This is a genomic window from Ancylomarina subtilis, assembly GCF_004217115.1.
In the GTDB taxonomy this organism is placed as follows: domain Bacteria; phylum Bacteroidota; class Bacteroidia; order Bacteroidales; family Marinifilaceae; genus Ancylomarina; species Ancylomarina subtilis.
In genome coordinates, this window is sequence record NZ_SHKN01000001.1 from 2,284,144 (window position 1) to 2,310,363 (window position 26,220).

A 26,220-nucleotide genomic window follows, 5' to 3' on the forward strand; every position below is an offset into this window, starting at 1 on the left:
TTTTTCACCTCTCCAACGCCTGTTGGAGAGGTGTTTTATTTTTAGATAATGCAATCCGTATTTTAAAAAGCATTTTTCAGATTCTTAAAACCAAATTATTTTAAGCCCAGCTTTTTTGCAATCTCCAAAGGGATTGCATTTTTGTTAATTAAAATCGATACCGTTTTATATTGTAAGAATGGTTTCGATGCATAAAAATAGCCCTTGTACGAATTCAGATCAGTTCCCCAGGAATTTTTCACCAAATAATACTTACTCCCATTCTGATCTTTTGCAGTTCCTACAATGTGCATCATGTGATCTTCTGTTGATTCATAATTATCGAAAGCCACCTGACGCATTTCCTGAGTGATCACCTTTTCCTTAACCGGATATTCAGTACCGTAGGCTGATTTCTCATTTTTATTCATCTTTTGCCATTTTGAAATCTCAGAGTCAGCCATATTTTTCGATTCCGTTTCAGGAACAACAGCAACGCCTTTTCTAAAAGCAAAACCTTTTTCACTCACGTCACTTCCCCAGGCGATACTGTATCCATTGTCAATAGCATAATCAACAACCTGCATCATTTCATCCATAGGTACATTAAGCACCTCACCCAAAGACCAGTTATCAGCACCTTCAAAAACAAAGCTCTCATAAAAAGGGTGATGTGTATAGGATGTAATTGTGACGTAATCATCCGTATTTAAGCCCAACTCCGAGGCAAAAGATTTTGGACTGTATTCTTTCCCTTTATACATGAATGATTCAGGAATCTCTCCCAAATAGGCATCCAGTACACCATCAAAGCCCTTTCTCCAAATTGGTGTAATTTTTTTGTTCTTATTCTTAACCACCGCATCAACATATGCCTTCAGAATTTCATCCATTTCGCCGTGCACCGGAAGTGTTTCATCAAAAGTATTTCCTGTATAGGCCTCCTGAGGCATAATTCCAAACTGTTTGATCACATTCAGAACATCCCAACCTTCAGCTCCGGCTGAGAAACTCTTCATCCCATGAAAACGCACATAGTCTTTCGCTCTTAAATGGTAATTTCTATTCACAACAAACATCTCAGAAAGATCGAACTCCCCTTTACCCATTCGAATTAATTCTGATTCTAAAAAAGAACTCATTGCATAAGCCCAGCAGGTTCCCGAGCGGTGTTGATCTTTTACCTCTGTGGCTTTCAACTGCTTTTCTATAGTAAACTGATACGTTTTCTTTTCTTCCTTTTTCTTTGCAAATGACGATGAGATCGATCCCAACGTCAAAAGGATTGCAATTATGATTCTAGTATTCATTTTAAATAAAAGTTTTGGTTGTTTAAATATGCTTAAGTATTGATATTACAATTCTTTGCTTGTATTTTTGAGCATCTAAAGTACAAAACTATTGATTGTTCAAAAGAATTCGAACAGTTTATATTTTAGAATAATGCACAAGTAATAAACACTAATTAATAAATTATTCAAATGAACAAACTAGCGAGTCTGGCCTTAATCGCCATTTTTAGTTTAGGATTTACATCTTGCAAGGAAAAGCAATGTTGTAAAAAAGAAAAGGTATCTCCTCTTCAGGCAAAAGTCGATCAATACGCTGAGGTTGAATTAAAAACCGACATATCGGTTCTTACTGAAAAAGAAAAGCAAATGCTTCCTATTCTGATCGAGGTATCAGAAATTATGGAAGAAATCTTCTGGAAAGATGCTGTTGGTGACAAAACAGAATTCCTTTCAAAATTGAAAGATCCTGCAGCTGTTGCTTATGCAAAAATCAATTATGGTCCTTGGGACAGACTTGACAACCAAGCTCCTTTTATTGACTCATATGGCAAAAAACCTGCTGGTGCTAACTTTTACCCAGCTGATATGACTAAAGAAGAGTTTGATGCTATTCAGGATGAAAACAAGAGCAGTACATACTCTGTTATCCGTCGTGATGAAAACGGTAAATTAGTTGTTCTTCCTTATCACGTTGCTTACAAAGCTGAAACTGAAAAAGCATCTGCTTTATTATTAAAAGCTGCTGAACTTGCTGAAGATGCTGGTCTTAAAAAATATTTAGAATTGCGTGCTGAAGCATTATTAACTGATGACTATTTAGCTTCGGATATGGCTTGGATGGATATGCAAGACAACACAATTGACTTTGTTGTTGGTCCTATCGAAACTTACGAAGATGCGCTTTATGGCTATAAAGCTTCTCACTCTGCTCAAATCCTGGTTAAAGATAAGGTTTGGTCTAAGACTCTATCTCGTTTTGGTGCTCTTCTTCCTCGTTTACAAGAAAGTCTTCCTGTTCCTGCTAAGTACAAAGCTGAAAAAGCAAATTCTAATTCAGATATGAATGCTTATGATGTTATTTATTACGGTGGTGATTGTAACGCAGGTAGCAAGAATATCGCAATTAACCTACCAAACGACCCAAGAGTACATCTTGCAAAAGGTAGTCGTAAACTTCAGTTGAAGAATGCAATGCAGGCTAAATTCGATAAGATTTTGGTTCCAATCTCAAATTTATTGATGGACGAAAGTCAGCGTAAGCATGTTAAATTCGATGCTTTCTTTGAAAATACTATGTTCCACGAAGTGGCTCACGGTTTGGGTATCAAATACACACTTGCAGACCAAACACTAACTGTTCGTAAAGCGCTTAAGGATGCTTATACGTCTATTGAAGAAGGTAAAGCTGACATTTTAGGCCTTTATATGGTGACTAAGCTAGCAGAATGGGGCGAAATCAAAGACAAAGACCTAATGGATAACTACGTAACCTTTATGGCAAGTACATTCCGTTCAGTTCGCTTTGGTGCTTCAAGCGCACACGGTAAAGCAAATATGATTCGTTTCTATCATTTCGAAGAAGCAGGCGCTTTTACTCGTGACGAAGCTACAGGCACATACAAAGTTGATTTCGAGAAAATGAAAGAAGCTGTAATTGATATGGGAAGAATGCTTTTGACTCTTCAAGGTGATGCTAATTACGATGGCGCTAAGAAATTAATCGCAGAAAAAGGCAACATTCGCGAAGCGCTTCAAGCCGATCTTGATCGTGTAAACAATGCCGGTATTCCTAAGGATATCGTTTACAAACAAGGTATGAAAGTACTCGGTTTGTAATCTCAGAATTGAAAAGATATAAAAAGCGGCTACCTCTATTGAAGTAGCCGCTTTTTTATGAGTTGTCTCATCCTGAAATAAGTTGACGAGAAAAAGACTTATTTATGAATTTACCATCCAAATGGAAAAAATATTGAGATAATTCCAGAAAGAAACAAGCACTTCTTCCGGAGCATCAAGCTTAGGTAAAATCTCTTTATAAGCATTTAACCAAATTTCGCGAGCTTGTGCTGTAATTTTAAAGTGAACGTGACGACTCACCAACATGGGGCTTCCCTGATTCTGATTGAAATAATCGGGTCCACCCAAAACTTGAATAAAAAAATCGGAAGAACGCAATTTAGCCGCTTCGAACTCCTTATCCCATCGGGGAAACATCCCTCCTATTTCGCTTGATCGCATAAGGTCGTAGTGGTCGCTCACCATCTTTCGGACACCCTCTTCTCCAATACAAGTCAATAATTTCACATCGGGTGGAGTAACCTGCGGACGTCCTCCTCCCGAAGGAACTGGTGCTATCTCTAATTTCATGCTTAATCTCATTTTATAACCTTTTTCCAATGGCTATGATTTTATAATTCTCAAAATGCAATACAAATTAAATACTTTCAAGTCTTAATTTCGCATTTTCGAGCTAAGATTTTTAATCTGATTATTTTTTTATAAATTTAAGCTTGACGAATCGAATAACAAAACATCTTTTTTTTGTTAAAAAAATAACATATGGACACAAGCAAAGTTGATCTTTTCTTAATGACAAATGCCAAGTATTTTGAAAGTTATCAGATCTCAACAATCAAAAATATGATTCAGGATTTAGATGATGACAAATTCATTATTTTGCAAACCTTAAACCTGAAAGATCCAACCATTGCACTTGTTCTTTCTCTTTTAAATATTGTCGCACCCTTTTCATTCGACCGTTTTTTTATTGGTGACATTGGTTTGGGTATCATCAAACTATTAACCTGCGGTGGGTTATTTATTTGGATCATTGTTGATTGGTTTATCATTATGGAGCGTACACGCCAGATTAACTTCGAAAAACTTCAACAAGCATTGCAATATAATGCCTAGAACGAGATTATATGGCCTCGTTATCCTGCTTTCCATCCTTGCTTATAGCTGGCTTATCTACAACCTCTTTTACCTTAATGTAAGCGAAAAAGTAATCACTGTTTGCTGGTTTAAAACCCTTAGTGGTATACCTTGTCCGGCATGTGGTTCAACCAGTGGGATTATCGAAATTTTCAGAGGTAACTTTTCTCAAGCCTTTCAATACAACCCTCTTTCATTCAGCTCGCTTTTTATTCTCATTTTTGCTTCAATTTGGGTTGTGTCTGATTTGATTCGTAAAAAAGAGGGCTTCCACCACTTTTATTTGACCATCAACAATCAACTAAAAAAAAAGAGAATAATCATACCGATTATCCTCTTATTTATAAGTATTTGGATTTGGAATATCTACAAAGCTATTCACTAAGTTGTATTCAGGTTAATTCATAATATTACGAGGTTTTCCCTCCAACCAAAGCTTAATATTATCCATCACAATTTCTATACGTTTATCGAAAGACTCATGACTTGCAAAAGCCAAATGAGGTAACATGATTAGATTTGGGGCTGAAAATAACACATGTTCTTTTTCCAAAGGTGGCTCCTTCTCATAAACATCAACAGCTGCTCCGGCAATCTGACCTTCCTCAAGAGCCACACAAAGCGCCTGACTATCGACAACCGGACCTCGTGCTGTATTAACTAAAATAGCAGTATCCTTCATCGCTTTAAATTCATCATCTCCAATCAATCCTTTTGTCTGATCGGTAAGCGGGGTGTGCAGCGAAACAATATCTGCCTCCTTCAACAAAGTGGCTTTGTCAACAAACTCGATGCCTTCAACCTGCTTCTCTGTTCGACTGTAAGCCAATACCCGACAGTTAAACACCTTTGCAATTTCAGCCACACGTAAACCTATAGCACCTGCCCCTATTATTCCCAGACATTTCCCATTCAACTCCGTTCCCAGAAATGTGCCACGACTCCCTCCAAAACGCGTAATGGCATCACCTCCTACAATCTTTCTATACAAAGCTAAAATCATTCCCAGAGTTAACTCAGCTACCGATTCAGTTGAGAATCCGGCTGCATTACTCACCAATATATCTCTGTCATTACAAGCCTGCATGTCAATATGATCAACTCCTGTAAATGCAACAGATATCATAGCCAAATTGGGGCAACTGGCAATAAAGTTGGCACTGATAGGAATATTACTCACAACAATGACCTCTGCATTTTCAGCTCTCTTAATCAATTCATTCTCATTTTCATTTCGATCTGAGTGGAATATCAGCTCATGCCCGAGGGCTTCAAAATCCTGCTTCAACTGGGCATATTTGCAAGACGTAATTCCGATAGGTTCTAAAATAGATATCTTCATTTTGTATTTGATTTTGAGAAAGTAAAAATACTTTAATCTTATTGATTGCATTAAGATTGAATAGTCATCAATATTGCTTAAATTTAATAAGATCTAAAGCGAAATTGATGTCTTCAAAAATAGAAATTATAAAGGAATTGCTGAGTGATTTCTGTAACGAAATCTTAAATAGTCCTTCTTATGCAAAAATCTGCCATCGGGTCCTCCACGAACTCGAGCAACACCCCGACCATCCTCTTGCCAGAGGCAAGGAAAATATCTGGGCTGCTGGCATTGCTCATGCCGTCGGCAGTATCAATTTCCTTTTTCAATCCTCATCCTCTCCCCATATAAGTGTTAATGATCTGAACTACTTTTTCGGGACTCGTGCGACAACTACAGGAAAAAAGTCACTGGATTTACGTGATTTACTGCATATTTCAGCCTACAGTTCCGACTATCAAATCAGTCAAACCTCTTCTGATGATCCATTGGATCAAATCAAAGAAGCAATTGTTAAAAAATTTGGTGTTCCAGAAGAAGATGTTGAAGCCATTTTAAGCAGTATCAACCGTCCCGATTGCCCGGTTATTCCCAAAACTGATTACAGTGCCATCAGAATTATCCCTAAAGAAAAATTTTGGGATTGGGTAGAGACGCAAATCGATTTGGATCAGATTGATCCGAATATGCGACAAGATTATAATGTGTACTTGGTTTATGATATCGAATTAAAATCTTCAATTGAAGAAGAACTCCACCTAAAATACAAAGAGATCTGGAAAATTGAAGCCACCCGATACATTAACCCCGAATCTGATTTTCCAACAGGATCGTTCCTGGAGTTTCTGCAATGGTTCGAGGTTCGTATTTCATCTCATGTTATGGATCTGACCGGAGAACTTTTAGATGATTTCAACGAAGAAGATTTGGATGATGAATTCGAATCCGATGATAACAATTTCCCACCTGACTTCAGCCTGAATTGACTAATTCTATATTTCTAAAAAATAGAGAACATCGTTAGGAATGAGAGTGAAAGCTTTCTACTTTTGCGGCCAATCATCAAAACAATAATATTATGGCAGATTACACGCAAATGTGGACTGATCTTGGCTTGAACCATGACAATCACAACGCACTATTAGACAACTTAGGACAAGCATACCAATCCATTTTTATGTCACAGGAAAATCGACCTGAAGGGATGTCTTATTTTGATTTTGTAATGAGTGAAGCTCATGGCCTTAGAATACAGGAATTGCGTGAAGAACAAGAAGCTGGTCGCAAGATTATTGGTTCTTTTTGTGTTTTTGTTCCTGAAGAAATCATATTAGCAGCTGGTTGTACCGCAGTAGGATTATGTGCTGGTGCTGATTTTGCTCAGGAAGAAGTTGAAAAAGTTCTTCCTCGCAACACGTGTTCACTTATCAAATCCTTTTTTGGATTCAAGCTTGGAAAAGTTTGTCCCTATATGGAAGTTTCTGATATGATTGTAGGAGAAAACACCTGCGATGGAAAGAAGAAATCATTTGAAGTATTCAAAGAAATGGTTCCAAACTTCTATCAAATGGACCTTCCTCAGACCAAAACACCAATGGCCAGACATATGCTGAAGCAGGAATTTAAAAGTTTTGTTGAAAAACTTGAAGAGATGACCGGCAAGAGCATTAGCGTAGAAGATTTAAAACAAGGCATTGCGACTGTAAATGCAAAACGCAAAGCTCTGAGACGTTTGTCAATGCTTCGCGCAGCTGATCCTGCTCCTATCTCAGGTTTGGATGCCCTATTGATCAATCAAATTGCTTTTCTTGATAATCCAATTCGTTTCACCGAAAAAGTAAATGCTATTTGTGATGAACTTGAATTGCTAATTAAAGAAACAAAAGGCGCCAAAAAGGCCAAAGCCCCTCGTGTACTTATCTCAGGATGCCCAATGGCTATTCCTAATTGGAAATTGCCTTCGATTATCGAATCAACAGGAGCTGTTATCGTTGGTGAAGAATCATGTATTGGCGAACGTGGTCAGCGCAACCTGACAGATGATTCAGCTGATAATCTTGATGGCTTAATGAATGCCATTGTTGATCGTTACCTTAAAATTGATTGTGCCGTATTCACTCCAAATCAAGAGCGTGTTAACCACATCAAAGAAATGAGTCAGCAATACAATGCCGATGGCGTGATTCATTATGGTCTTCAGTTCTGCCAACCCTACATCATGGAATCGTTCTCTGTTGAAAAGGAATTGGAAAAACAAAACATTTCTGTTTTACGACTTGAAACAGATTACAGCCAGGAAGATATGGGACAATTATCGACTCGTGTAGAAGCCTTTGTCGAAATTATTAAATAATATACCCTTGTAAAATATGCCAGAGTGGGAAACAGATTTGTTTCTCACTCTTTACATTTGAATCTTAACAGGAGATAAATAAGAAACAATGAGATTAGCAGGTATCGATATAGGCTCACGAAGCATCGAACTAATTGTGTTGGAAGATGGACAAGTCGTTCATAGCAAACAAGCAGATTCGGGCTACAATCCCATCGAAAGGGTCAAGGAATTAATCTCAGATGTCTCCTTCGATAAAATTATGGCAACTGGCTATGGACGAGGCATTGTGGAGGTCGCCTTCGATTACCCGACAGTAACGGAAATTAAAGCCTATGGAGCCGGAGCCACAGCATTGTATCCCGGAGTTAGAAGTGTACTGGATATTGGAGGACAAGACACCAAAGTTATTTCTATAAACGAAATGGGAAAAGTCATCAAGTTTGAGATGAATGACAAGTGCGCTGCCGGAACAGGCAAATTTCTGGAAATGATGGCCATAACTCTGGGCTATCAGGCACAAACTCTAGGTGCAGCTGCTCAAAAAGGAACAGAAGGTATCGAAATCAATAGCATGTGCGCTGTTTTTGCCGAATCAGAAGTGACTTCATTGCTAGCCAAAGGATGCGACAGAAGCGATATTGCTTTGGCAATTCATCAATCGGTATGCAGACGTGCTATTGGCATGATCCGCCGCCAAAATATAAGTACCCCTCTCATGTTTGCTGGTGGGGTTGCAAATAACAGTTGTATGGTACAACTCTTACAGGAAGCTTTAGGCGAACAGATTATTGTTCCTAAAAACCCTCAATTTATTGGAGCACATGGCGCTGCCATATTAGCCAATCAGTACGAATCAGTATTATTTTAAACTCGCTTTCTAAAAAGAGAAAACCTGTATTTAATATTTAAATACAGGTCTTTTACCATCAGTTATGATTTTTTCTTCGCTCTGATATACACATGTTTTATTGTCGCTCTATCCGTTTCTCTTTCATCAATATCAAAGTGCTTTTTGAGAGATTTAATCAATGGGGTTAGCTTATCAAACCCATAATTTCGAGGATCGAAATCAGGTCTTTTCTTTATCAACAAGTTTCCAACATCACCCAAAAATGCCCAGCCATCCTCATCGGCTATATCGTTAATACTTGATGTAAATAAGGCAATCACCTTTTTATCCAATTTGTATATGGGACTTTTCTTTGAAAGATCAGGCTTGGGCACAACCTCATCAACTGAAGGCTCAGAGCTACCCGAACCTTTAAGAATTTCAAGATAAATAAACTTATCACAGGCAACTATAAAAGGCATAGGCGTTTTCTGTTCGCCAAAGCCAAAAACTTGCATGCCTGATTCTCTAAGCCTGACTGCTAGTCGAGTAAAGTCGCTATCGCTTGAAACAATACAAAAGCCATCAACCTTAGCGGTATATAAAATGTCCATTGCGTCAATAATCATAGCCGAATCGGTTGCATTCTTACCCGAAGTATAACCATACTGCTGAATAGGTGTAATCGCATTTTCAAGAAGAACCGATTTCCATCCGGCCAAATTGGGTTTTGTCCAATCGCCATAAATCCGTTTGAAAGTTGGGGTGCCATATTTGGCAATTTCCTCCATCATGCTTGTAACATTGCGAGCCGGGACATTATCGGCATCTATAATAACGGCTAATTTTAAATCGTTTTTAGTCTTCATCGTATTCTATATTTTTAAAACTTTCTTTAAGGACGTTACATCGTTTAATTTTATTCAATGGCGCTTCCATCTATCCTACATTTCTCATTTCCCTTGCACCCTGCCGGTAATAGTCGTGTTGATAATACGGATCTTTAATAAATGTATTCCAGTCACGTTGGAAAGTCTGAATCATCTGATCAAGCAATTCTCTGTCCACATCAACCTCAGTGTTCCTCAAATCAATGCAATACTTCAACAAGTTATAACAGGCTGTATATTGCCCGCAAGCAACTAAATTTTTAAGTCGATCTAGATCTCTGTCTTCATCGGTAAACCAAAGTGTGGTATCCATTTCGGAAGCAATCTTGGCTGAATTATAAATCAGATCACTCGGCTCATTTATTTCAACATCCTTTTTATCAATAAGCAGCTCATCGGAATCCCCCTGCTTGTATTGCTCTCTGGTTAATTCATAAATCAGAGAGGTAATCCTCCGGTGCTTCAAACTCTCATCCTTATAAAGCAAGTCGTAATTCAATCGTCTGATTTGTTTCAGGAAAATATCACTAATCATGATTAAAGATGATGTGCCTCGTTCTTCAAACATTCTCTGAATTAAACGGAGTTTCAGATTTTGAAAACGAACCAGTTTGTCTTTCATGAATTTGGGAACCATTCCCATCAACCAAAACTGAAGCGCTTTTTCCTCCATTTTGCCAATAAAATACTTTAGGGCAATTGCAAAGATGGCAAACATAGCCATGGCACCGCCTCCAATAAATAAGCCTACACTCGGTTTATTCATATAACCAAATATCAATAAGCCCGTACTAATGAGCATCGGTAACCACAACCACCAGCTCAGTTTCAGTTTTTCAACCAAAAGATTAAACAATTGTTTTGGACTCTTCGACCAGCCAATACGATCCATCTCAATTTCTGAAGCCTCCCAGGGCTCCATAAAATAACTCCCTACATCGCAAACCATAATCAGGTCATAGGAATTGCCTTTCCGTTCACGGCGCACATCAGCATTCATAATACTCCCTATACCTTGATTATCGACAATACCGCCATCCATAATACCAACACCTTTTTCAAACTCTTTCTCCGATTTAATCGCCTTATAGACTTCCGAATCATGATCACTCACATAATCATCAGGCATAACTAAAGGTTCAAAACCGACAGGAAAACATGAAGACGAAGCAATGGCATCAGCAATCTTCATATCATCGGCAAGTAAATTGAGGTTCGAGTTATAAAGACGATAGTTGCCAAAACGGCCTGTTGTCTGAAAACGGAAAGCCAATCCGAAAGAAAAATCTGTAGCATTGAAACAGATATCTTCCAGATGAGAAGGATTTTCTTTTAAAAACTTAAAATTTTCGTCAGTTAATAAGTCTTTATAGGCCAAAGCAAAGGCATTAATAAGTGAACGCCTCTTATGAGAAACTTTCCACAATTCATCCGAATCAAGTTTCTCAAGTGCTATGCTTAAAAGTTTATCATCATCAAGAACTTTATAAAAATCAGCATAGAAATCCTCAAATTGAGTTCCTTTTGCCATATGATAGGCATAAGTTCCCCCCATTAAAGTTCCCCCGCTTACGGTGCTTAATCCTTTCACGTGTTGCAACAGGGGCTTGTTTTTAAACTGTACCCGATTAAGATAAGACAAAACACCCAGGCTGAATGCAGATGCACGATAGCCTCCGCCGCTAAAGGTTAAAGCGATATTTTCGAATAGATTAATACTTGAGTTCGAGTGTGTATTTTCAGTTTCCATATCAGTCACTTTTTAGGAAGGTTCTTAGTGGCAATTCAGCTATTTTCTTGTTAGACTAAATTTAACACAAAAAACAATTCAAAAGAACAATATAGACTTCTAAATATGAATTAAATAAACGAGCCGTTGTATAACAAAAGAAATCCGTCAAACTCTTTTAAAAAGGATATAAGGGTCTGAATTTTAGGCAATGTAATTTCAAAGGGAAAGACGATATCTAATAGCCCACTTCCTCATCAATTAATATAATTTTGATTCTGTGTCTGGGGTAAGATTTTTCGATTATCGACCATGAATTACAGATGCGTTGGGGATTCATACAATCGTGACAGGTCCCTGTTATTTGACAAGGAAGTTTTAAATCGGGGTGTCTTTTCGCATTTAAGGGTGCTGAAATTGTTTTTATACGCTTAAAAGCCTCATTCAAATCTGCAACCAGTTTATTTTTACCGATAAACAGAACAACATATCGGGGACCAAAAGATAGAGCTGAAATCCGATTTCCTATCATGTCTAAATTCACCAACTGCCCCGCTTCGGTTATGGCATTGGTTCCCGTCAAAAACAAATCGACAGTCAAAGCCTTTTTCCTCTGATTGATTTGCTCTCTCCAACTATTTTCCGGATCAAAAGTATCAACAAAATCGATGTCTGTTTTCGCACGAAGTAGATCAAGAACTCCTGTCGATTTCATCGTGATGGAATCAGCATAAGAAACAGTAGATAACTCAAGCTTATCAAGAATCTCTTTTTCAAAAATTTCTTTGGCTGATCTGAGATCGGAAGCCAAAAACACCTCAAAATTATTCTTCTTAAGTTGAACTAAAAGCTTTGATAAGTTTTCTTTACTCATAACAACTGGCTTACTTCTTTTTATTAATCAGATAAACTCCCAGGAGTATAATCAACATACAAATCAAATGAAAGGCCGTAATCCTTTCATTGTCAAGTATCCCCCACATAATAGCAAATATCGGAATGATATAGGTCACAGACGAGGCATAAACAGCCGAGGCATAACGAATCAAACTATTCATCAATATCATGGCTATAGCCGTTCCGATAATACCCAAACCTGCCAAAGCTAAAAGGTGAATTGGCCAATTTGGATTCTCAATAACAGGCGCAAAGTCAGTTGTTAAGAGGTAAAACAAAGCCGCTGGTCCTGTAAAGAAAAATGCCAGAGACGTAATCTGCATCCCGGAAAGATGAGACAATCTTGCCTTAATTTCATTGATATTTATTGCATAGAAACAAGTCGCCAACACAATGTATAAGGCATAGGAATTAACATGTCCTATCTCCAGACCGTTCCCCGAGGCAATCAAACCTATGGCACCCAACAAACCCAGAACCAATCCCAAAACTTGAAGGACCTGAAATTTCGTTCTATGAAAGAGCACCCCAACGAGTAAAGTGAACACGGGTGTCATCGAATTTAACATCCCAGCCAAAGCACTGTCAATCTGAGTTTGAGCCTTGGTAAACAAGAAAGCAGGAATAAAACTACCAATAAATCCGGCAACCAATAAACTCTTGACATCCTTCTTCTTTAGGTGTTTCAGATTCTTGATAGAATAAGGCAATAAAACCAATGATGCCAACAACATTCTAATACCAGCTGCCTGGTCGTTTGTAAAACTCTTCAGTCCAATTTTCATCAGAATAAAAGATGATCCCCATACAAAGGCAAGAATCAAAAGGATAGAAAACTGAAACCAAGGCTTTTTCCAAATCATAGTGTGAATATTTAAGGTTCTGCAATATAGTTTGATTCTCCATTCGATTTGCAAGCCGTTCATAAAAAATGCGCAAAATAGTCTAAAAACGAATCTTAAAGAATTCCCCGATCGGTGCAATTATATCACACAAAATTAACAAGAGCATAATATAAGGATAACACTCACATCCCCCTGTCTATATAGATTTGAATAAAAAACAAATGGAACTATTTATCTTCTCATTCGGAGCATTATTCTCCATTATGAACCCTCTTGGAACGGTCCCTGTCTTTGTTGGGCTAACACAAAACAACAATAAAAAAGAACGAGCTCTTATCGCCTTTTGGACATCATTCAATGTCCTCATCATTCTGCTACTTTCTTTTTTTGCAGGAAAATACATTTTATCCTTCTTTGGGATCAGTCTGAATTCTTTGAAAATTGCAGGCGGATTAATTATTGCCTCATCGGGTTTTGCTTTACTTACAGGTAAATTTACCGAACACAAAGGGATGAAAAAAACGCGAGTGAAGGATGACATCCACACCCGATCGGAGATCTCATTAACACCACTTGCATTACCGATGTTAGCGGGACCCGGAACAATTTCTTTACTGATTACCTACAACCAGGAATACAGCAACATGACAGATTGCTTGGTTATACTTGGATCTGTTTTCACCAGTGCTTTCACTATCTACCTCATCCTCAAATCGTCTCATTATATTGTTAGAATGCTGGGAGCTTCAGGTATAAATGCCCTCTCGAGAATAATCGGTTTCATCGTGATTTCTATTGGAATTGAGCTGATTGTTGTGGCTGTTCTTAGTATTTTGAAAATGGCTAATTTTTAACAAAAAACACGAATAAACGAGTTCTATCATAAATTCGTGAATTCGTGCTTTTATTTTTTTAATAAAGGCAATTATTTACAAAACCAAAAGTCCGTTTTCTCTGAGAACATTAATCGGTTTTGAGTACCAGAACAATTCAAAATTTTCAAACTGCTCCTCATAGCTTTCTTTTAAACTTGCGAAGGTGAAAACCTCCTCCTCATTTATTGACAATCGATCAAGCTGATCAAGCCACCATTCCCCTTGTTCCTTATCCATACTCACATCGATGGTTTCTGTTTTGCTATGAAAAGTCATTTCAAAAATCTCGCGAGTCACTCCTCGCTTGCTTTTGGTGTAAGATGAAACCAATGGGAAACCACCTAACCAAATAATTTTGGCAGAGGGTTTCGTAATAAAAGCCTCTTCTACCTGAAGGCAATTTCGAATAAAACCTCTTTTAATGGTTGTTTTCGGAATCTTAAAATCAAACCATTCCTGCAGAGGCAAATCGAAACCAATATCATGCATGTAGTTATACAGCGATTTCTTCAATCCAAAGCTAAATTTATCATGCTTGATTCCTGTCTTGTCTTTAAACTGAATATCGTTATTGGCAAAACGAATCGCTTCATAAATGGGTTTCAAACCATATTTTTCAGGAGCCAATCCAATAGGACTATGAGCTGTCAGAGCAAACTGATGCCAGAATGCCGACTGAATAATACCCAATTCGAATAATTGACGAACCATCTCAAGACTATCCACCGTTTCCTGAACGGTTTGGGTAGGAAAACCATACATCAAATAGGCATGAACCATCACACCTGCCTCAGTCAGATTATGTGCGACGCGAGCGACTTGCTCCACCGTTGTTCCCTTATTAATCAGCTCAAGCATGCGATCAGAAGCCACTTCCAAACCTCCTGACACTGCAATACAACCCGAAGCCTTCAAGAGTTCGCACATATCCCTGGTGAAACTTTTCTCAAAACGGATATTGGTCCACCATGTAAGACTAAGCTTTCGCTTAATAATCTCAATAGCCAAAGCTTTCATTAAAGCTGGTGGTGCAGCCTCATCTACAAAATGGAAACCCGTTTCGCCCGTTTGGGCAATCAGCTCTTCCATTCTGTCAACCAGACTAACGGCTGAAAGTGGATCAAAGGTTTTGATATAATCCAGCGAACCATCACAAAATGTACACTTGCCCCAATAACAACCATGTGCCATGGTCAACTTATTCCATCGCCCATCGCTCCAAAGACTGTGCATTGGGTTGGCAATTTCAATCACCGAAATGTACTGATCAAGCAATAAATCGGAATAATCCGGCGTCCCCAAATCGTCTTGTTTGTAATCCTTTTGTAACGAGTTGTTCACATAAACCACCTCTCCATTTTCACAGATAAAAGTACGCTTCAATTCACATTCTGCAGTCGGATCAAGCAAATGCTGCCAAAGTCGTTCCAAAGGTAATTCGCCATCATCAAGAGTGATGTAATCAACAAAATCAAAAACACGGACATCGGTCAAACTTCTCAATTCGGTATTGGGAAAGCCACCTCCCATCACAATTTTAATCTCCGGATAGTTTACTTTTACAAATTGGGCACATCGGAAAGCACAATACAAATTCCCGGGAAAAGGCACCGATAAACAGAACAATTTGGGCTGAATGTCTTTCAACTTCTGATCGAGAATTTTCAAGGAAATCTCATCGATATAAGTCGGTTCTTCCTGCAGTTTAGTGTGCAATTCATCAAAACTAGAAGCAGAACGCCCCAAACGTTCGGCATAACGACTGAAACCAAAATTCTCGTCAACGCATTCGATAATAAAATCAGAAATATCCTCGAGATAGAGTGTTGCCAAGTGCTTGGCCTTATCCTGAAAGCCCATCAGACCAAAAGCCGTCTCCATATCATCCACCTGATCGAAACGAGAAGCCTGAGGCAAAAAATTGGGACTGCAGATCTGTCGTGAGAAGCTCTGATTCTTACCCTGAACAAAAGCTATAATCGGATTTATGGTCTTTAAATAATCTTCTTTAAGGGCATAAATACGCTGAGCATTCTCTGATACAATGGTCTCGTTCTCATAAGCAAAATCGAAAATATCCTGCAAACTCTCTCTTTTAAAAAGAGCAAGGATCACTTCAATGCCCAAATCCATCTGAAAAGATGAAATCCCTTTTGTATTGAAAAAACCTTTCAGATAGGCCGTGGCCGGATAAGGTGTATTAAGCTGAGTAAAGGGTGGTGTTACAAGAAAAATATCTTTCACAATAGAACGAGTTTAAATCAGATGACTTTAAGTATCCACAAAATTACAAGGATCTAAAGAAAGTCACTTGTATTTGACTCTATTTATTCTTGCTCTCAATAAACCTTTACGTCACTATATCCACTGACGCTTTCGGAACACCACGACACCTATAATGGATAACAATAAGGAACTCACAATAATTGATGGCATTGCCCAAGACGAATTTTCGAACGAATTGGGAACATTCATTCCAAATATACTGGCTATCAAGGTTGGAATCATCAGAATAATTGAAATTAGGGTCAACTGTTTCATCACTACATTCAGATTATTCGATATAACCGATGCAAAAGCATCCATCATCCCACTCTGAATATCCGAATAAATTTGGGCCATCTCCAAAGCCTGCTTATTCTCGATAATAGCATCATCCAATAAATCCTGATTAATCTCACTGCTGATTTTTTTTGAATTTCGAAGCTTAGCCAAAACAATCTCGTTGGCCTTTATCGATGTAATAAAATACACCAAACACTTCTCCATTTTCAAAAGCTTATTCAGTTCTCTGTTCTTAATGGATTTCTCCAGATCCTGTTCAATCAATGCTGTCTGCTGATTGATTTGTTTCAGATATTTCAGATAAATATTTCCGGAACGAAGGAAAAGTCTTAGTATAAAATTATACACATCGGATACAGCACTATACTGCTCTCTAAAAGGTGAGGATTTCTCAATAGGCAAAACCTCATTATTCTGCAAACACAAGGTTAGTGTAAAATCCTGCGACACATAAATTCCCAGAGGGATGGTGTGAAATGGCGTTCCCTTATTCGAACTTTCGACCGGAACACGCATAATCACTAAAGACCAATCATCGTCGAATTCAACACGCGATCGTTCGTCCGTATCTAAAATATCCTGAATAATATCAGCAGGTAGCTGAAATTCGTGGTGGAGTCGCTGAACCTCGTCAGAAGTAGGCTGTGTGACGTTAATCCAACAGCCTTTTTCAGCTTTGGGAATTTCGATATAACCCCCAAATGATTTAAAAATTTTAATCATTATATTTCCTTATAAGATGAGCCATAAGGAAACACGACTAGCTCCTTACAGATCAGTTAATATGTTTATACAACTATGATACGGGCCTTCGTCCATGACATTATTAATTTTTAATTGCACGCAAAAGTAATCGAATTATTCAATTCACCAATTTTAGAAACTTTATTCTTTCCACCTCTCCAGCTTCGGTATTCCCTTGGTAAAAAAGCCAGCAATGAAACCAGGAAAGCCCATCTCCTTAAGCTTCACCTTACAAAAGGCTTGCATTTTTTCTGCCGAATCAATCTCCGGGCTCAGAAATTCACCTTGCTCAAAACAATAGGAACAATACATGTGGCTTTTACTACCATCCTTATTTGTACCACCACCTTTTTCATCTCTCTTCAGTGGCATGCCACAGCTCTGACAATTTTTATATTTCTTTTCCATAGTGATAAATTAATAATGAATCGACTTCAAGTTAAAAAACATATCTGACTTTAATATCCTATCGCTTTAGACAATTAACATCTCCTTCTTACGGTTTCGAAAAACATTTTTCACAATTATAAATCATACCCAATCTTATCTGCCGAAGAAATCACAAATGTGCTGTTGAACCGTGTGATGTATTCAAATTTTGAGAGCTTCTCCTGAATAAAATGATGAAAAGCATGCATATCCTTCACCATGATTTTCAACATGGCATCAAAATTCCCCGAAGTAATATAAAATTCCATCACCTCGGGTAAAGCCAGGACTTCGGTTTCAAACTTTTGAACCACATCGCGAGTATGTTTCGTTATTGAAACAGAGATAAAAACAACCATACTTCGGTCAATTTTCTCAGGATCGAGCACGGCCACATAATTTTTAATAATGCCACTTCGTTCCAACTTTTTCACCCTCTCGTAAACAGGCGTATTACTCAAATGAAGCTTTTCTGCTAACTCCTTGATTGTAATACGACAATCTTGCTGAAGAAGCTCTAATATTTTCCTGTCAGTACGATCTAAATTTTCCATAAAAAGAATATTTTACTATTAAACCAAGCGTTTCGAAGCTCTGCAAAGATATTAATTCTTTCAAAACCACACTTCCCTAGATCATTTTTCTATATTCAAAGCATATCCTAGTAAATAATTAGGCTTAATCGTAATTTTACAAGACTTTTTAACCTGACTATCAGTTTAAATAAGTCACATTCAAAATCAAAACACAAACAATATCATATGAAAGAAATTAGATGGCACGGAAGAGGAGGACAAGGTGGCTTTACCGCTTCTCGTCTTTTAGGAATTGCAGCTAGTGTTCACGGAGGCAAGCATGCTTTGGCATTTCCATCCTTTGGACCTGAGCGTAGAGGTGCTCCCGTATTGGCCTTTACTAAAATTGATGACAGCAAAATTCATGATCGCAGCGAGGTACAGGAAAGCGACTACGTGGTGGTTATGGATGAAACATTAATCACCCCGGGATTTGAAAAAGGAATTCGACCTGGAGCAACTATCCTGGTTAACACTGAGAATATTGAAAAATACCGCATAGAATTAAAAGACTTTCAGGTGCTTGGTATTGATGCGACTTCAATGGCTATGGAAATCTTAGGAAGACCAATTACCAATACAGCCATGTATGGTGCCTTAGCTGCTGCATCAGGATTGGTAAGCAAAGAAGCTGCAATCGCTAGTATTCACACCGAGATGAAACCAAAACTAGCTGCTTTGAATGAAAAGATTGTAGAAAGAGCCTTTGAAGCGATTAAGGCATAAGCTGCTGTTTCTTGTTAATACCAATTCGTAATTATTAATTCATAATTCTTAATTGAATATCATGGATAGACCTAAAAAAACGGAATTTACATTCCCAACACATATAAACGATTACCCTACCGGCCCTCAATACAAGGCTGGTTACCTACCTGAAACCAATGCGGGCTGGCGAACATTCCGTCCCGTAGTCGATCACGATGCTTGTGTTTACTGTCTTCGTTGCTACCTGCTTTGTCCGGATGGCACCATCATAAAAGACAATGGACAAATCAAAATCGACATGGATTATTGCAAAGGCTGTGGCGTATGCGCACACGAATGCCCAAAGGATGCAATTGAGATGGTAAAAGAACAACTTTAAGTTGAAGGTTAAAGGAATAAGTATAAAGGTTAAAGTGAAAACAAGTCATAACCGACAACTGAAAAAATTGAAACAATGAAATCAAATAAAATATTCATATCTGGTGATGAGGCTGTTGCTCAGGGCGTGCGATTATCGCGTCCACATGTGGTTGCTGCCTACCCAATCACCCCGCAAACCATCACCGTTGAGCGCCTATCAGAAATGGTAGAAGCTGGTGAGATGGATGGCGAATACATGCACGTAGAGTCTGAACACTCTGCTATTTCAGCAACAATGGGTGCCAGCGCAGTTGGTGCCAGAACCTTTACCGCATCTTCATCGCAAGGGCTATTGTATATGGCCGAAGGTCTGCATTACTGCTCTGGTGGTCGATGGCCGGTGGTGATGATGAATGCCAACCGTTCGGTGGCTTTGCCATGGAGTATCTACGGCGATCAGCGCGATTCATTGTCGCTATTGGATTGCGGATGGATTCAGGTTTATGTGGAAGATGCACAGGAAGCTTTGGATATGATTATCCAGGCCTACAAAATTGCTGAACACAAAGACGTCCTTACACCAATGATGGTGAATTTGGATGGTTTTATACTGACTCATACTTACGAATTGGTTGAGATTCCTGAGCAGGAGATGGTGGATAAATTTTTGCCTCCATTTCAAACACCTAACAAAATGTCATTCGAAGAGCCAAAGAACTTAGGTTTCAGCTCTAAGCCAGATGACAATACGGAATTCAAATATCAACAAAATGAGGCGATGTTTAACGCTGTAAAGGTGCTTAAAGATGTCGATCAGGAGTTTGCTGAAACATTTGGTAGAGAATACCATGGTATGGTTGAAGAATACCGTTGCGAAGATGCAGAGGTTGTTTTGGTTGCTCTTGGTAGTGTTTGTGGAACCGTTCGTGTAGTGGTTGACAAAATGCGAGCTGAAGGCAAGAAGGTGGGGTTGTTAAAGATTCGTTACATGCGTCCATTCCCCGAAGCTGAAGTTAAAGATTTGGCACGTCGTGTTCAGGCAATGGGTGTGATCGATAAAGATATCTCTTTCGGTTACGAAGGAACGGTTTATACCAATGTGAACTCAGCTATTTCTAAGATTGACAAATATGTTTACAAGAGCAATTTTGTAGGCGGATTAGGAGGTCGTGATATCACAAAAGCTGATATCGAAGAGATGTTCAACAAGCTATTCAGCGGAATTGAGAACAAGAGTGAAGAAAAAGTAGAATTTTTTAGCCTTAACGTAGAAACCAATGACTAATCTAGTAGATATCCCAAAAGTGAATGCGAAAAACATGACCGAGAAGGAATTTTTCTATGGTCATAAAGCTTGTGCCGGATGTGGCGGAAGTGTGGCAGTACGATTGGCACTTAAAGTATTAGGTGAGCGCACCTATACAGCCCTACCAGCCGGATGTATGTCGGCAGTAGGTTTTATTTATCCTCAAATGGCATTCAATACCAATGCCGTAATCACAACTTTCCCCGGAGCAGCCAGTATGGCCTCTGGAATTGCTGCCGGAGCTAAGGCTTTGGGACAAAAAGATGTGAAAACCGTTGTCTTTGCCGGTGACGGTGGTACAGCCGATATCGGGTTTCAGGCCCTGTCAGGTATGATTGATCGTAACGACGATGTACTTTATATCTGCTACGATAACGAAGCCTATATGAATACGGGTATTCAAAAAAGTGGTTTGACGCCCTACGGAACTAAAACCACAACAACGCCTGCAGGAAAGAATATCCCGGGAACAGTGACTCACAAAAAGAATTTGTTTGAGATTATTGCCGCTCACGATATTGCTTATGCAGCAACAGCGAGTATTGGTTACCCTCAGGATTTCCTAAACAAAGTGAACAAAGCCAAGCATACCAAAGGTGCCACCTTTATTCATGTGTACGCTTCTTGTCCAACAGGATGGGGAACACCTACTGAAACTTCTATTGAGATTGCTAAGGATGCCGTAGACTGTGGTTTGATTTTCTTAGCAGAATTTGAGGATGGCGAATACAAATTAAATCGCAATCCTAAAGAATTTGCACCAGTAAAAGACTATTTGAAAAAGCAAGGCCGATTCAAGCACATGACAGATGAGGACATTCAATGCGTGATTGATAATCGCGACAGAAAATGGGCCCGCATGCGCAAGCAGTGGTTGTAGATCAAGTCTAAAGGTTAAAGGAAACAAGGTTAAAAGAAAACCGATAACCTACAACTGATTTAAAAACTGAGAGTTTCATCACAACTGGGGCTCTCAGGACACTCTCTGTAAAGGCGAGATGCATCGCGTCTCAACAAAAGATTAACGCAAACAAACAACAAAACCCAAACAAAATGATCAGCGATTTAAAAGGAACTTTTTCCAAAATCAGCAATAACAACAAAAGATCAGCAATTCGTGAGATCTTAAAATTGACTCAGAATCCTGAAATTATTTCATTTGCAGGTGGCTTGCCAGCTCCCGAATCATTTCCTGTGGATGCCTTGGATACCATTGTTTCGGATATGTTGCGCGAAGAAGGCGCAGCTGTCTTACAGTACGATGCAACCGAAGGGGTAAAAGAATTAAGAGAAGTGCTTTTAAAGAAATATACGGATGAAGGCACGCAAGCGACTTTAGATAATCTGATTATCACAACCGGATCGCAACAAGGACTTGACCTGGTAGGTAAAGTTTTTGTAAACGAAGGTGATGTGGTCATTTGTGGTCTGCCATCGTACTTAGGTGGTATTGGTGCTTTTCAGGCTTATGGCGCTAAAATGGCTGGTGTTCCAATGGATGAGCAAGGCATGAGTGCTGAGCTTTTGGAAGCCAAATTAATAGAATTACAAGAGCAGGGTATCAAGCCTAAATTCATTTATGTGATTCCTGACTTTCAGAACCCAACAGGTATTACCATGCCTGAATCGCGTCGTTTGGAGATTATCGCATTGGCTCACAAATACGATGTACTTATTGTTGAAGATTGTCCTTACCGTGAAGTACGATTCGATGGTCAGCCACAGCGTATGATGTACGATTTGGATAATGACAATCATGTAATCACTTTGGGAACATTCTCGAAGATTTTTGCTCCGGGATTCCGCATTGGCTGGATTCTAGGACCGGCAGATGTGAATGAAAAGATTGTGATTGCAAAACAGTCAGCTGACTTGTGTACACCAACTTTTGTACAAAAAATTGCCGTTCGTTATATGAACTCTGGGGTGTTCGAAACCAACCTTCAGAAAACGATCGATTTGTATCACCAGCGTCGTGATGTGATGTTGGCGGAATTGGAAAAGCACATGCCTGAAGGTGTAAAATGGACCCACCCTGAAGGGGGAATGTTCCTATTCATCACCCTTCCTGAACATATGGACGCCATGGATCTGTTCCACAAAGCCATTGAAAAAAAGGTGGCTTTCGTAACCGGGAATGTATTCTATTGCGACGGTGGCGGAACGAACACCATGCGTTTGAACTTCTCATATGTCAACAACGAGAAGGCCATAGCAGGTGTTGAACGTTTGGCTGAAATCATTAAAGCTGAAATGTAGCTTGGTGAGACATGTTAATCATTTTTTGATTTCATCATATTGCCAGAAGGCATATAAAATAAAGCCCGGGGACAATCTTCGGGCTTTGTTATAAGTAATTGGATGCACACCTGTTTACATCCACCTGATTCAGTATTATTTATCTATTTTTATATCGTATCTATCTTTAAGATTCTTGAAATATGAAGGCTATAAAATCGCTTAAGGAAATGGTTTCACACCTGGAAAATCTGGCTGTGAACAAAAAAATTGCTGTTGCTGTTGCCGAAGACGACAACACCATTGGCGCTTTGATTGAAGCTTCAAAAGCAGGTTTTGCAAGTCCGATATTAATCGGGTGCAAAGAAAAAATTGTAAAACTCCTCTCTGCTGAAAATGTAGAGCCTGATGCCTTCCAAATTGTTGATTTACCCGATCAGCAGGAAGCGGTTACCGAGGCCGTGCGTATGGTAAAGGAAGGAGAAGCAGATGTGCTGATGAAGGGTTTAATCGGGACAGATAAATTCCTTAAAGCAGTCTTGAATAAGGACAAAGGTCTTTTGCCTCCCAAAGCCATTATGTCTTATGTGTGTGCGCTCGATCTTCCAAAATACGACAAACTACTCTTTATTTCGGACACAGCTGTATTGCCATACCCCGATTTGAACCAAAAAATCGCCATGGTGAATTACAGTGTGGCAATGGCAAAACGCTTTGGAATTGAAAAGCCTAAAGTCGCCTTGATTAGCGCAACCGAAAAACCCAATCCAACTTTCACTTCATCCATAGATGATACAACAATTTGCAAGATGGCCGATAGAGGTCAAATTAAAGACTGTGTTATAGATGGTCCTTTGGATGTTTTTCTGGCCTGCGATAAGGAAAGTATTGCCATCAAAGGGGTGGAAACACCGATCAATGGTGAGGCCGATGCCCTTATTTTCCCATCATTGGAAGCAGCCAACACCTTTTACAAAGGACTCATGTTATTTGGAGGTGGCGAATTGGCTGGTTTAATTCAGGGAACCATAAAACCCGTGGTTGTGATGTCGCGAAGCGAAAGTCAAAAATCAAAATTCTATTGTATTGCGCTTTCCTGTTTAATGGCTTAATTATTTTAATTAATTTTTCAGCGAATTTAACGCCCTAATCCCATGAAGCTCATCTCATCTGCCTGCCCTCGAAATTGCTACAGCTCCTGTAGCATAAAAGTTAGAGTAGAGAACAACAGGATTTGTGGTATTGAACCACATCCCGAAAACAGGGCAACTCCCGAAGGGCCATGCATCAAAGGCCTGGCCTATGTGGAGCGCGCCAATTCAAAAGAGCGGATTTTATACCCACAAAAACGAATTGCAGAAGGCAAATACCAACGCATTTCATGGGATGAGGCTTTAGACTGCATTGCTGAAAACTTATCGACTTGTAAAGAACAGTTTGGTCCCCATTCGGTCTTGTATTTCGCATCAAGCGGCATGTCAGGTTTACTGAATGGAGTCAGCACCTCTTTTTGGAAACTCTTTGGCGGTGCCACCACCACCTACGGCAACCTGTGTTGGCCTGCGGGATTGGAAGCCACCCGTTTAACAATGGGAGCCAACAAACACAATGCTCCCTGGGATTTGGAACATGCCAAACTGATTGTTTTGTGGGGGAAAAATCCGGCGGAAACCAATATTCAGGAGATGATTCCCATCGAAAAGGCACAGGAAAAAGGAGCGCAGTTTGTGGTCATCGATCCCAGAAGAACCCCGTCTACCGAACGTGCAAACTCTTTATTTCAGGTGAAATCGGGAACCGATGCGGCTTTGGCTTTAGGTCTGGCCCGGGAAATCATCAAAAACGATTGGATCGATCACGACTTTATTGAAAAAAACGTCCTGGGTTTCGAGCAATTTAAAGAGCGAGTAGAGGCTTACACTGCTGAAAAGGTCTCGCAGATTTGTCGAATTTCACAAGATGCCATTCGGGACCTGGCCAAACAAATTGGAACCATCAAGCCCATGACCCTCATCCCGGGCTATGGCATGCAACGCTACGAAAATGGAGGTCAGACCACACGCTGTTTGCTGGCCCTTTCGGTCATAACCGGAAATATTGGCAAACAAGGGGCTTGCTGGCATTATGCCAATCTGCAAAGCTATGTATTCGACGATTTGAAAGAACCCGAATCCTATTTCCCGGGTTGTGAACACCCCAGTTTCCGAAGAAAAATATCGGTAGCCAAACTGGGCGAAGACCTGTTAAAACTTATCGATCCGGAAATTAAGATGATTTGGGTTGAACGAGGCAATCCCCTTTCTCAGAATCCGGATACCCACACCATTCGCAAGGCTTTTCGAAAAGCCGATTTTCGTGTGGTGGTGGAACAATTCATGACCGATACGGCTTACGAGGCCGATATCATTCTGCCAGCCAAAAACATGTTTGAGCAATCCGATATTATCGGTTCCTATTGGAACCCATACGTGCAATTGAAACAAAAAGTGCTGGAACCTGCGGGCGAAGTAAAACCCGAAACCGAAATCTACTATCTACTGGCCAAACGTTTGGGCATGGATACGGCTGAAATCAGCAAATATATTCCCGACCCCACAGACGAAGCCATTGAGAACTATTTGGAAAATTGCCTGGAAAAGTTCCCTGAACTGAGTCTGGAAGCTCTGAAAAAAGGGCCACAACTGGCCAATTCCTTTGAAGAAATTCCCTTTGCCGATCATCAGTTTCCAACGCCTTCGGGTAAAATTGAGCTCTACAGCAAAGAGGCAGAAGAAATGTGGGGGATCGATCCCCTGCCCGACTATGTGCCTTTGCCTGTACAAAACGAATTTCCCTTGCAATTGATTTCGCCCAATTCAAAAAACAGAATCCATTCACAATTTGGAAATCTGGACGTGATCAAACAATTCGAACCTGAGGCTTACCTGTTTGTACATCCGCTGGATGCCGAAGCTAAAGGAATTGCCAATATGGAGTATGTGGAACTTTATAACCATCAGGGACGAGCCGAAGTTAAAGTACAATTCGATTTGGGCTTGCGACCCGGCAATGTGGTGCTCACCAATGGGCATTGGGCCATAAATGGAGCCGCTCCCAACCTCTTTACAAAGGGTACAGAAACAGATATCGGGCACGGAACGGCCTTTCACAATACATGGGTCAATTTGAAGAAAATTAATAATTAATGGAGAAATGAATGGCCTTTTTTTAAAAATCTTTCGTTAAACGAAAGCTTTAGAAAGACCGGGAAGTTGAGAACTTGTTCGAAAATCGCCCGGCCGCACTTAAGCTTAAGTGCATATAAGAAAGATTTTTAAAAAGCAACCTTGATCTTTTTTGCTTCGTTTTTTGGATCAAGCCAAAAAA

General features: G+C 39.5%; 25 protein-coding genes. 14 read left to right on the plus strand and 11 right to left on the minus strand.

All coding sequences use genetic code 11. The features are described 5' to 3' along the window. Positions 1–95 precede the first annotated feature (95 nt). Entirely contained in the window at positions 96–1,289 is a 1,194-nt protein-coding gene (locus tag EV201_RS09315; RefSeq protein ID WP_130307304.1) for a C1 family peptidase, read from the minus strand. A gap of 171 nt (positions 1,290–1,460) precedes the next feature. On the opposite strand from EV201_RS09315, the gene EV201_RS09320 reads away from it, so the two are divergent. Further along, complete coding sequence (locus EV201_RS09320; protein WP_130307305.1) at positions 1,461–3,107, plus strand: dipeptidyl-peptidase 3 family protein; 1,647 nt, start codon at positions 1,461–1,463, stop codon at positions 3,105–3,107. A 102-nt stretch (positions 3,108–3,209) separates the two neighbouring features. On the opposite strand, the gene EV201_RS09325 is transcribed toward EV201_RS09320, so the two are convergent. Further along, positions 3,210–3,638 carry a globin domain-containing protein gene (locus EV201_RS09325; RefSeq protein ID WP_130307306.1) on the minus strand — a complete coding sequence of 143 codons (429 nt, stop codon included), beginning with the start codon at positions 3,636–3,638 and terminating at the stop codon, positions 3,210–3,212. 192 nt (positions 3,639–3,830) lie between these two features. Between EV201_RS09325 and EV201_RS09330 the strand changes: the two genes are divergently transcribed. Together EV201_RS09330 and EV201_RS09335 are read left to right on the plus strand one after the other, a co-directional pair. Then, complete coding sequence (locus tag EV201_RS09330) at positions 3,831–4,184, plus strand: TM2 domain-containing protein (protein WP_130307307.1); 354 nt, start codon at positions 3,831–3,833, stop codon at positions 4,182–4,184. After that, positions 4,177–4,590: a DUF2752 domain-containing protein gene (locus EV201_RS09335; RefSeq protein ID WP_130307308.1), complete on the plus strand. Its 414-nt coding sequence runs from the start codon at positions 4,177–4,179 to the stop codon at positions 4,588–4,590. Before EV201_RS09330 ends, EV201_RS09335 begins: the two co-directional genes overlap by 8 nt. Before the next feature lie 12 nt (positions 4,591–4,602). Here EV201_RS09335 and EV201_RS09340 read toward each other — a convergent pair whose 3' ends face one another. Further along, entirely contained in the window at positions 4,603–5,547 is a 945-nt protein-coding gene (locus EV201_RS09340) for an NAD(P)-dependent oxidoreductase (protein ID WP_130307309.1), read from the minus strand. 107 nt (positions 5,548–5,654) lie between these two features. Between EV201_RS09340 and EV201_RS09345 the strand changes: the two genes are divergently transcribed. The 3 genes from EV201_RS09345 (at position 5,655) to EV201_RS09355 (ending at position 8,732) form a co-directional block, all read left to right on the plus strand. Continuing rightward, complete coding sequence (locus EV201_RS09345) at positions 5,655–6,515, plus strand: DUF6398 domain-containing protein (RefSeq protein ID WP_130307310.1); 861 nt, start codon at positions 5,655–5,657, stop codon at positions 6,513–6,515. A 92-nt stretch (positions 6,516–6,607) separates the two neighbouring features. Next, positions 6,608–7,882, plus strand: a complete 1,275-nt coding sequence (locus tag EV201_RS09350; RefSeq protein ID WP_207224426.1) for a double-cubane-cluster-containing anaerobic reductase — start codon at positions 6,608–6,610, stop codon at positions 7,880–7,882. Between the two features lie 88 nt (positions 7,883–7,970). Beyond that, positions 7,971–8,732 (plus strand): acyl-CoA dehydratase activase, encoded by a 762-nt coding sequence (locus EV201_RS09355; RefSeq protein ID WP_130307312.1) that lies wholly within the window; start codon positions 7,971–7,973, stop codon positions 8,730–8,732. Positions 8,733–8,794: 62 nt separating this feature from the next. On the opposite strand, the gene EV201_RS09360 is transcribed toward EV201_RS09355, so the two are convergent. The 4 genes from EV201_RS09360 to EV201_RS09375 all read right to left on the minus strand — a co-directional run bounded on the left by EV201_RS09360 (position 8,795) and on the right by EV201_RS09375 (position 13,072). Continuing rightward, complete coding sequence (locus EV201_RS09360; protein ID WP_130307313.1) at positions 8,795–9,562, minus strand: NYN domain-containing protein; 768 nt, start codon at positions 9,560–9,562, stop codon at positions 8,795–8,797. A gap of 70 nt (positions 9,563–9,632) precedes the next feature. Beyond that, complete coding sequence (locus tag EV201_RS09365) at positions 9,633–11,333, minus strand: patatin-like phospholipase family protein (RefSeq protein WP_130307314.1); 1,701 nt, start codon at positions 11,331–11,333, stop codon at positions 9,633–9,635. A gap of 217 nt (positions 11,334–11,550) precedes the next feature. Continuing rightward, complete coding sequence (locus EV201_RS09370) at positions 11,551–12,186, minus strand: lactate utilization protein (RefSeq protein ID WP_130307315.1); 636 nt, start codon at positions 12,184–12,186, stop codon at positions 11,551–11,553. A gap of 10 nt (positions 12,187–12,196) precedes the next feature. Further along, on the minus strand, positions 12,197–13,072 hold the full coding sequence (locus EV201_RS09375; protein WP_165389626.1) for a DMT family transporter: 876 nt from the start codon (positions 13,070–13,072) through the stop codon (positions 12,197–12,199). Positions 13,073–13,275: 203 nt separating this feature from the next. Here EV201_RS09375 and EV201_RS09380 point away from each other — a divergent pair, with 203 nt between their 5' ends. Next, complete coding sequence (locus EV201_RS09380) at positions 13,276–13,908, plus strand: MarC family protein (protein WP_130307317.1); 633 nt, start codon at positions 13,276–13,278, stop codon at positions 13,906–13,908. Between the two features lie 75 nt (positions 13,909–13,983). Here EV201_RS09380 and EV201_RS09385 read toward each other — a convergent pair whose 3' ends face one another. The 4 genes from EV201_RS09385 to EV201_RS09400 all read right to left on the minus strand — a co-directional run bounded on the left by EV201_RS09385 (position 13,984) and on the right by EV201_RS09400 (position 18,221). Further along, positions 13,984–16,173, minus strand: a complete 2,190-nt coding sequence (locus EV201_RS09385) for a B12-binding domain-containing radical SAM protein (protein ID WP_130307318.1) — start codon at positions 16,171–16,173, stop codon at positions 13,984–13,986. A gap of 114 nt (positions 16,174–16,287) precedes the next feature. Next, positions 16,288–17,217 carry a magnesium transporter CorA family protein gene (locus EV201_RS09390; RefSeq protein ID WP_130307319.1) on the minus strand — a complete coding sequence of 310 codons (930 nt, stop codon included), beginning with the start codon at positions 17,215–17,217 and terminating at the stop codon, positions 16,288–16,290. Positions 17,218–17,379: 162 nt separating this feature from the next. After that, positions 17,380–17,646 (minus strand): zinc ribbon domain-containing protein, encoded by a 267-nt coding sequence (locus tag EV201_RS09395; RefSeq protein WP_130307320.1) that lies wholly within the window; start codon positions 17,644–17,646, stop codon positions 17,380–17,382. A 116-nt stretch (positions 17,647–17,762) separates the two neighbouring features. After that, entirely contained in the window at positions 17,763–18,221 is a 459-nt protein-coding gene (locus EV201_RS09400; RefSeq protein WP_130307321.1) for an Lrp/AsnC family transcriptional regulator, read from the minus strand. Positions 18,222–18,428: 207 nt separating this feature from the next. Between EV201_RS09400 and EV201_RS09405 the strand changes: the two genes are divergently transcribed. The 7 genes from EV201_RS09405 (at position 18,429) to EV201_RS09435 (ending at position 26,039) form a co-directional block, all read left to right on the plus strand. Beyond that, positions 18,429–18,968, plus strand: a complete 540-nt coding sequence (locus EV201_RS09405) for a 2-oxoacid:acceptor oxidoreductase family protein (RefSeq protein ID WP_130307322.1) — start codon at positions 18,429–18,431, stop codon at positions 18,966–18,968. Positions 18,969–19,029: 61 nt separating this feature from the next. Next, positions 19,030–19,329, plus strand: coding sequence for a 4Fe-4S binding protein (locus EV201_RS09410; protein WP_130307323.1), 300 nt, complete (start codon positions 19,030–19,032; stop codon positions 19,327–19,329). Between the two features lie 75 nt (positions 19,330–19,404). Then, complete coding sequence (locus EV201_RS09415; protein ID WP_130307324.1) at positions 19,405–20,595, plus strand: pyruvate ferredoxin oxidoreductase; 1,191 nt, start codon at positions 19,405–19,407, stop codon at positions 20,593–20,595. After that, positions 20,588–21,496 carry a thiamine pyrophosphate-dependent enzyme gene (locus EV201_RS09420; RefSeq protein WP_130307325.1) on the plus strand — a complete coding sequence of 303 codons (909 nt, stop codon included), beginning with the start codon at positions 20,588–20,590 and terminating at the stop codon, positions 21,494–21,496. Before EV201_RS09415 ends, EV201_RS09420 begins: the two co-directional genes overlap by 8 nt. 173 nt (positions 21,497–21,669) lie before the next feature. Next, on the plus strand, positions 21,670–22,875 hold the full coding sequence (locus tag EV201_RS09425; protein ID WP_130307326.1) for an aminotransferase-like domain-containing protein: 1,206 nt from the start codon (positions 21,670–21,672) through the stop codon (positions 22,873–22,875). A gap of 182 nt (positions 22,876–23,057) precedes the next feature. Next, positions 23,058–23,966, plus strand: coding sequence for a phosphate acyltransferase (locus EV201_RS09430; protein WP_207224427.1), 909 nt, complete (start codon positions 23,058–23,060; stop codon positions 23,964–23,966). Positions 23,967–24,008: 42 nt separating this feature from the next. Then, positions 24,009–26,039: a molybdopterin-containing oxidoreductase family protein gene (locus EV201_RS09435; protein WP_130307327.1), complete on the plus strand. Its 2,031-nt coding sequence runs from the start codon at positions 24,009–24,011 to the stop codon at positions 26,037–26,039. Positions 26,040–26,220: the final 181 nt, after the last annotated feature.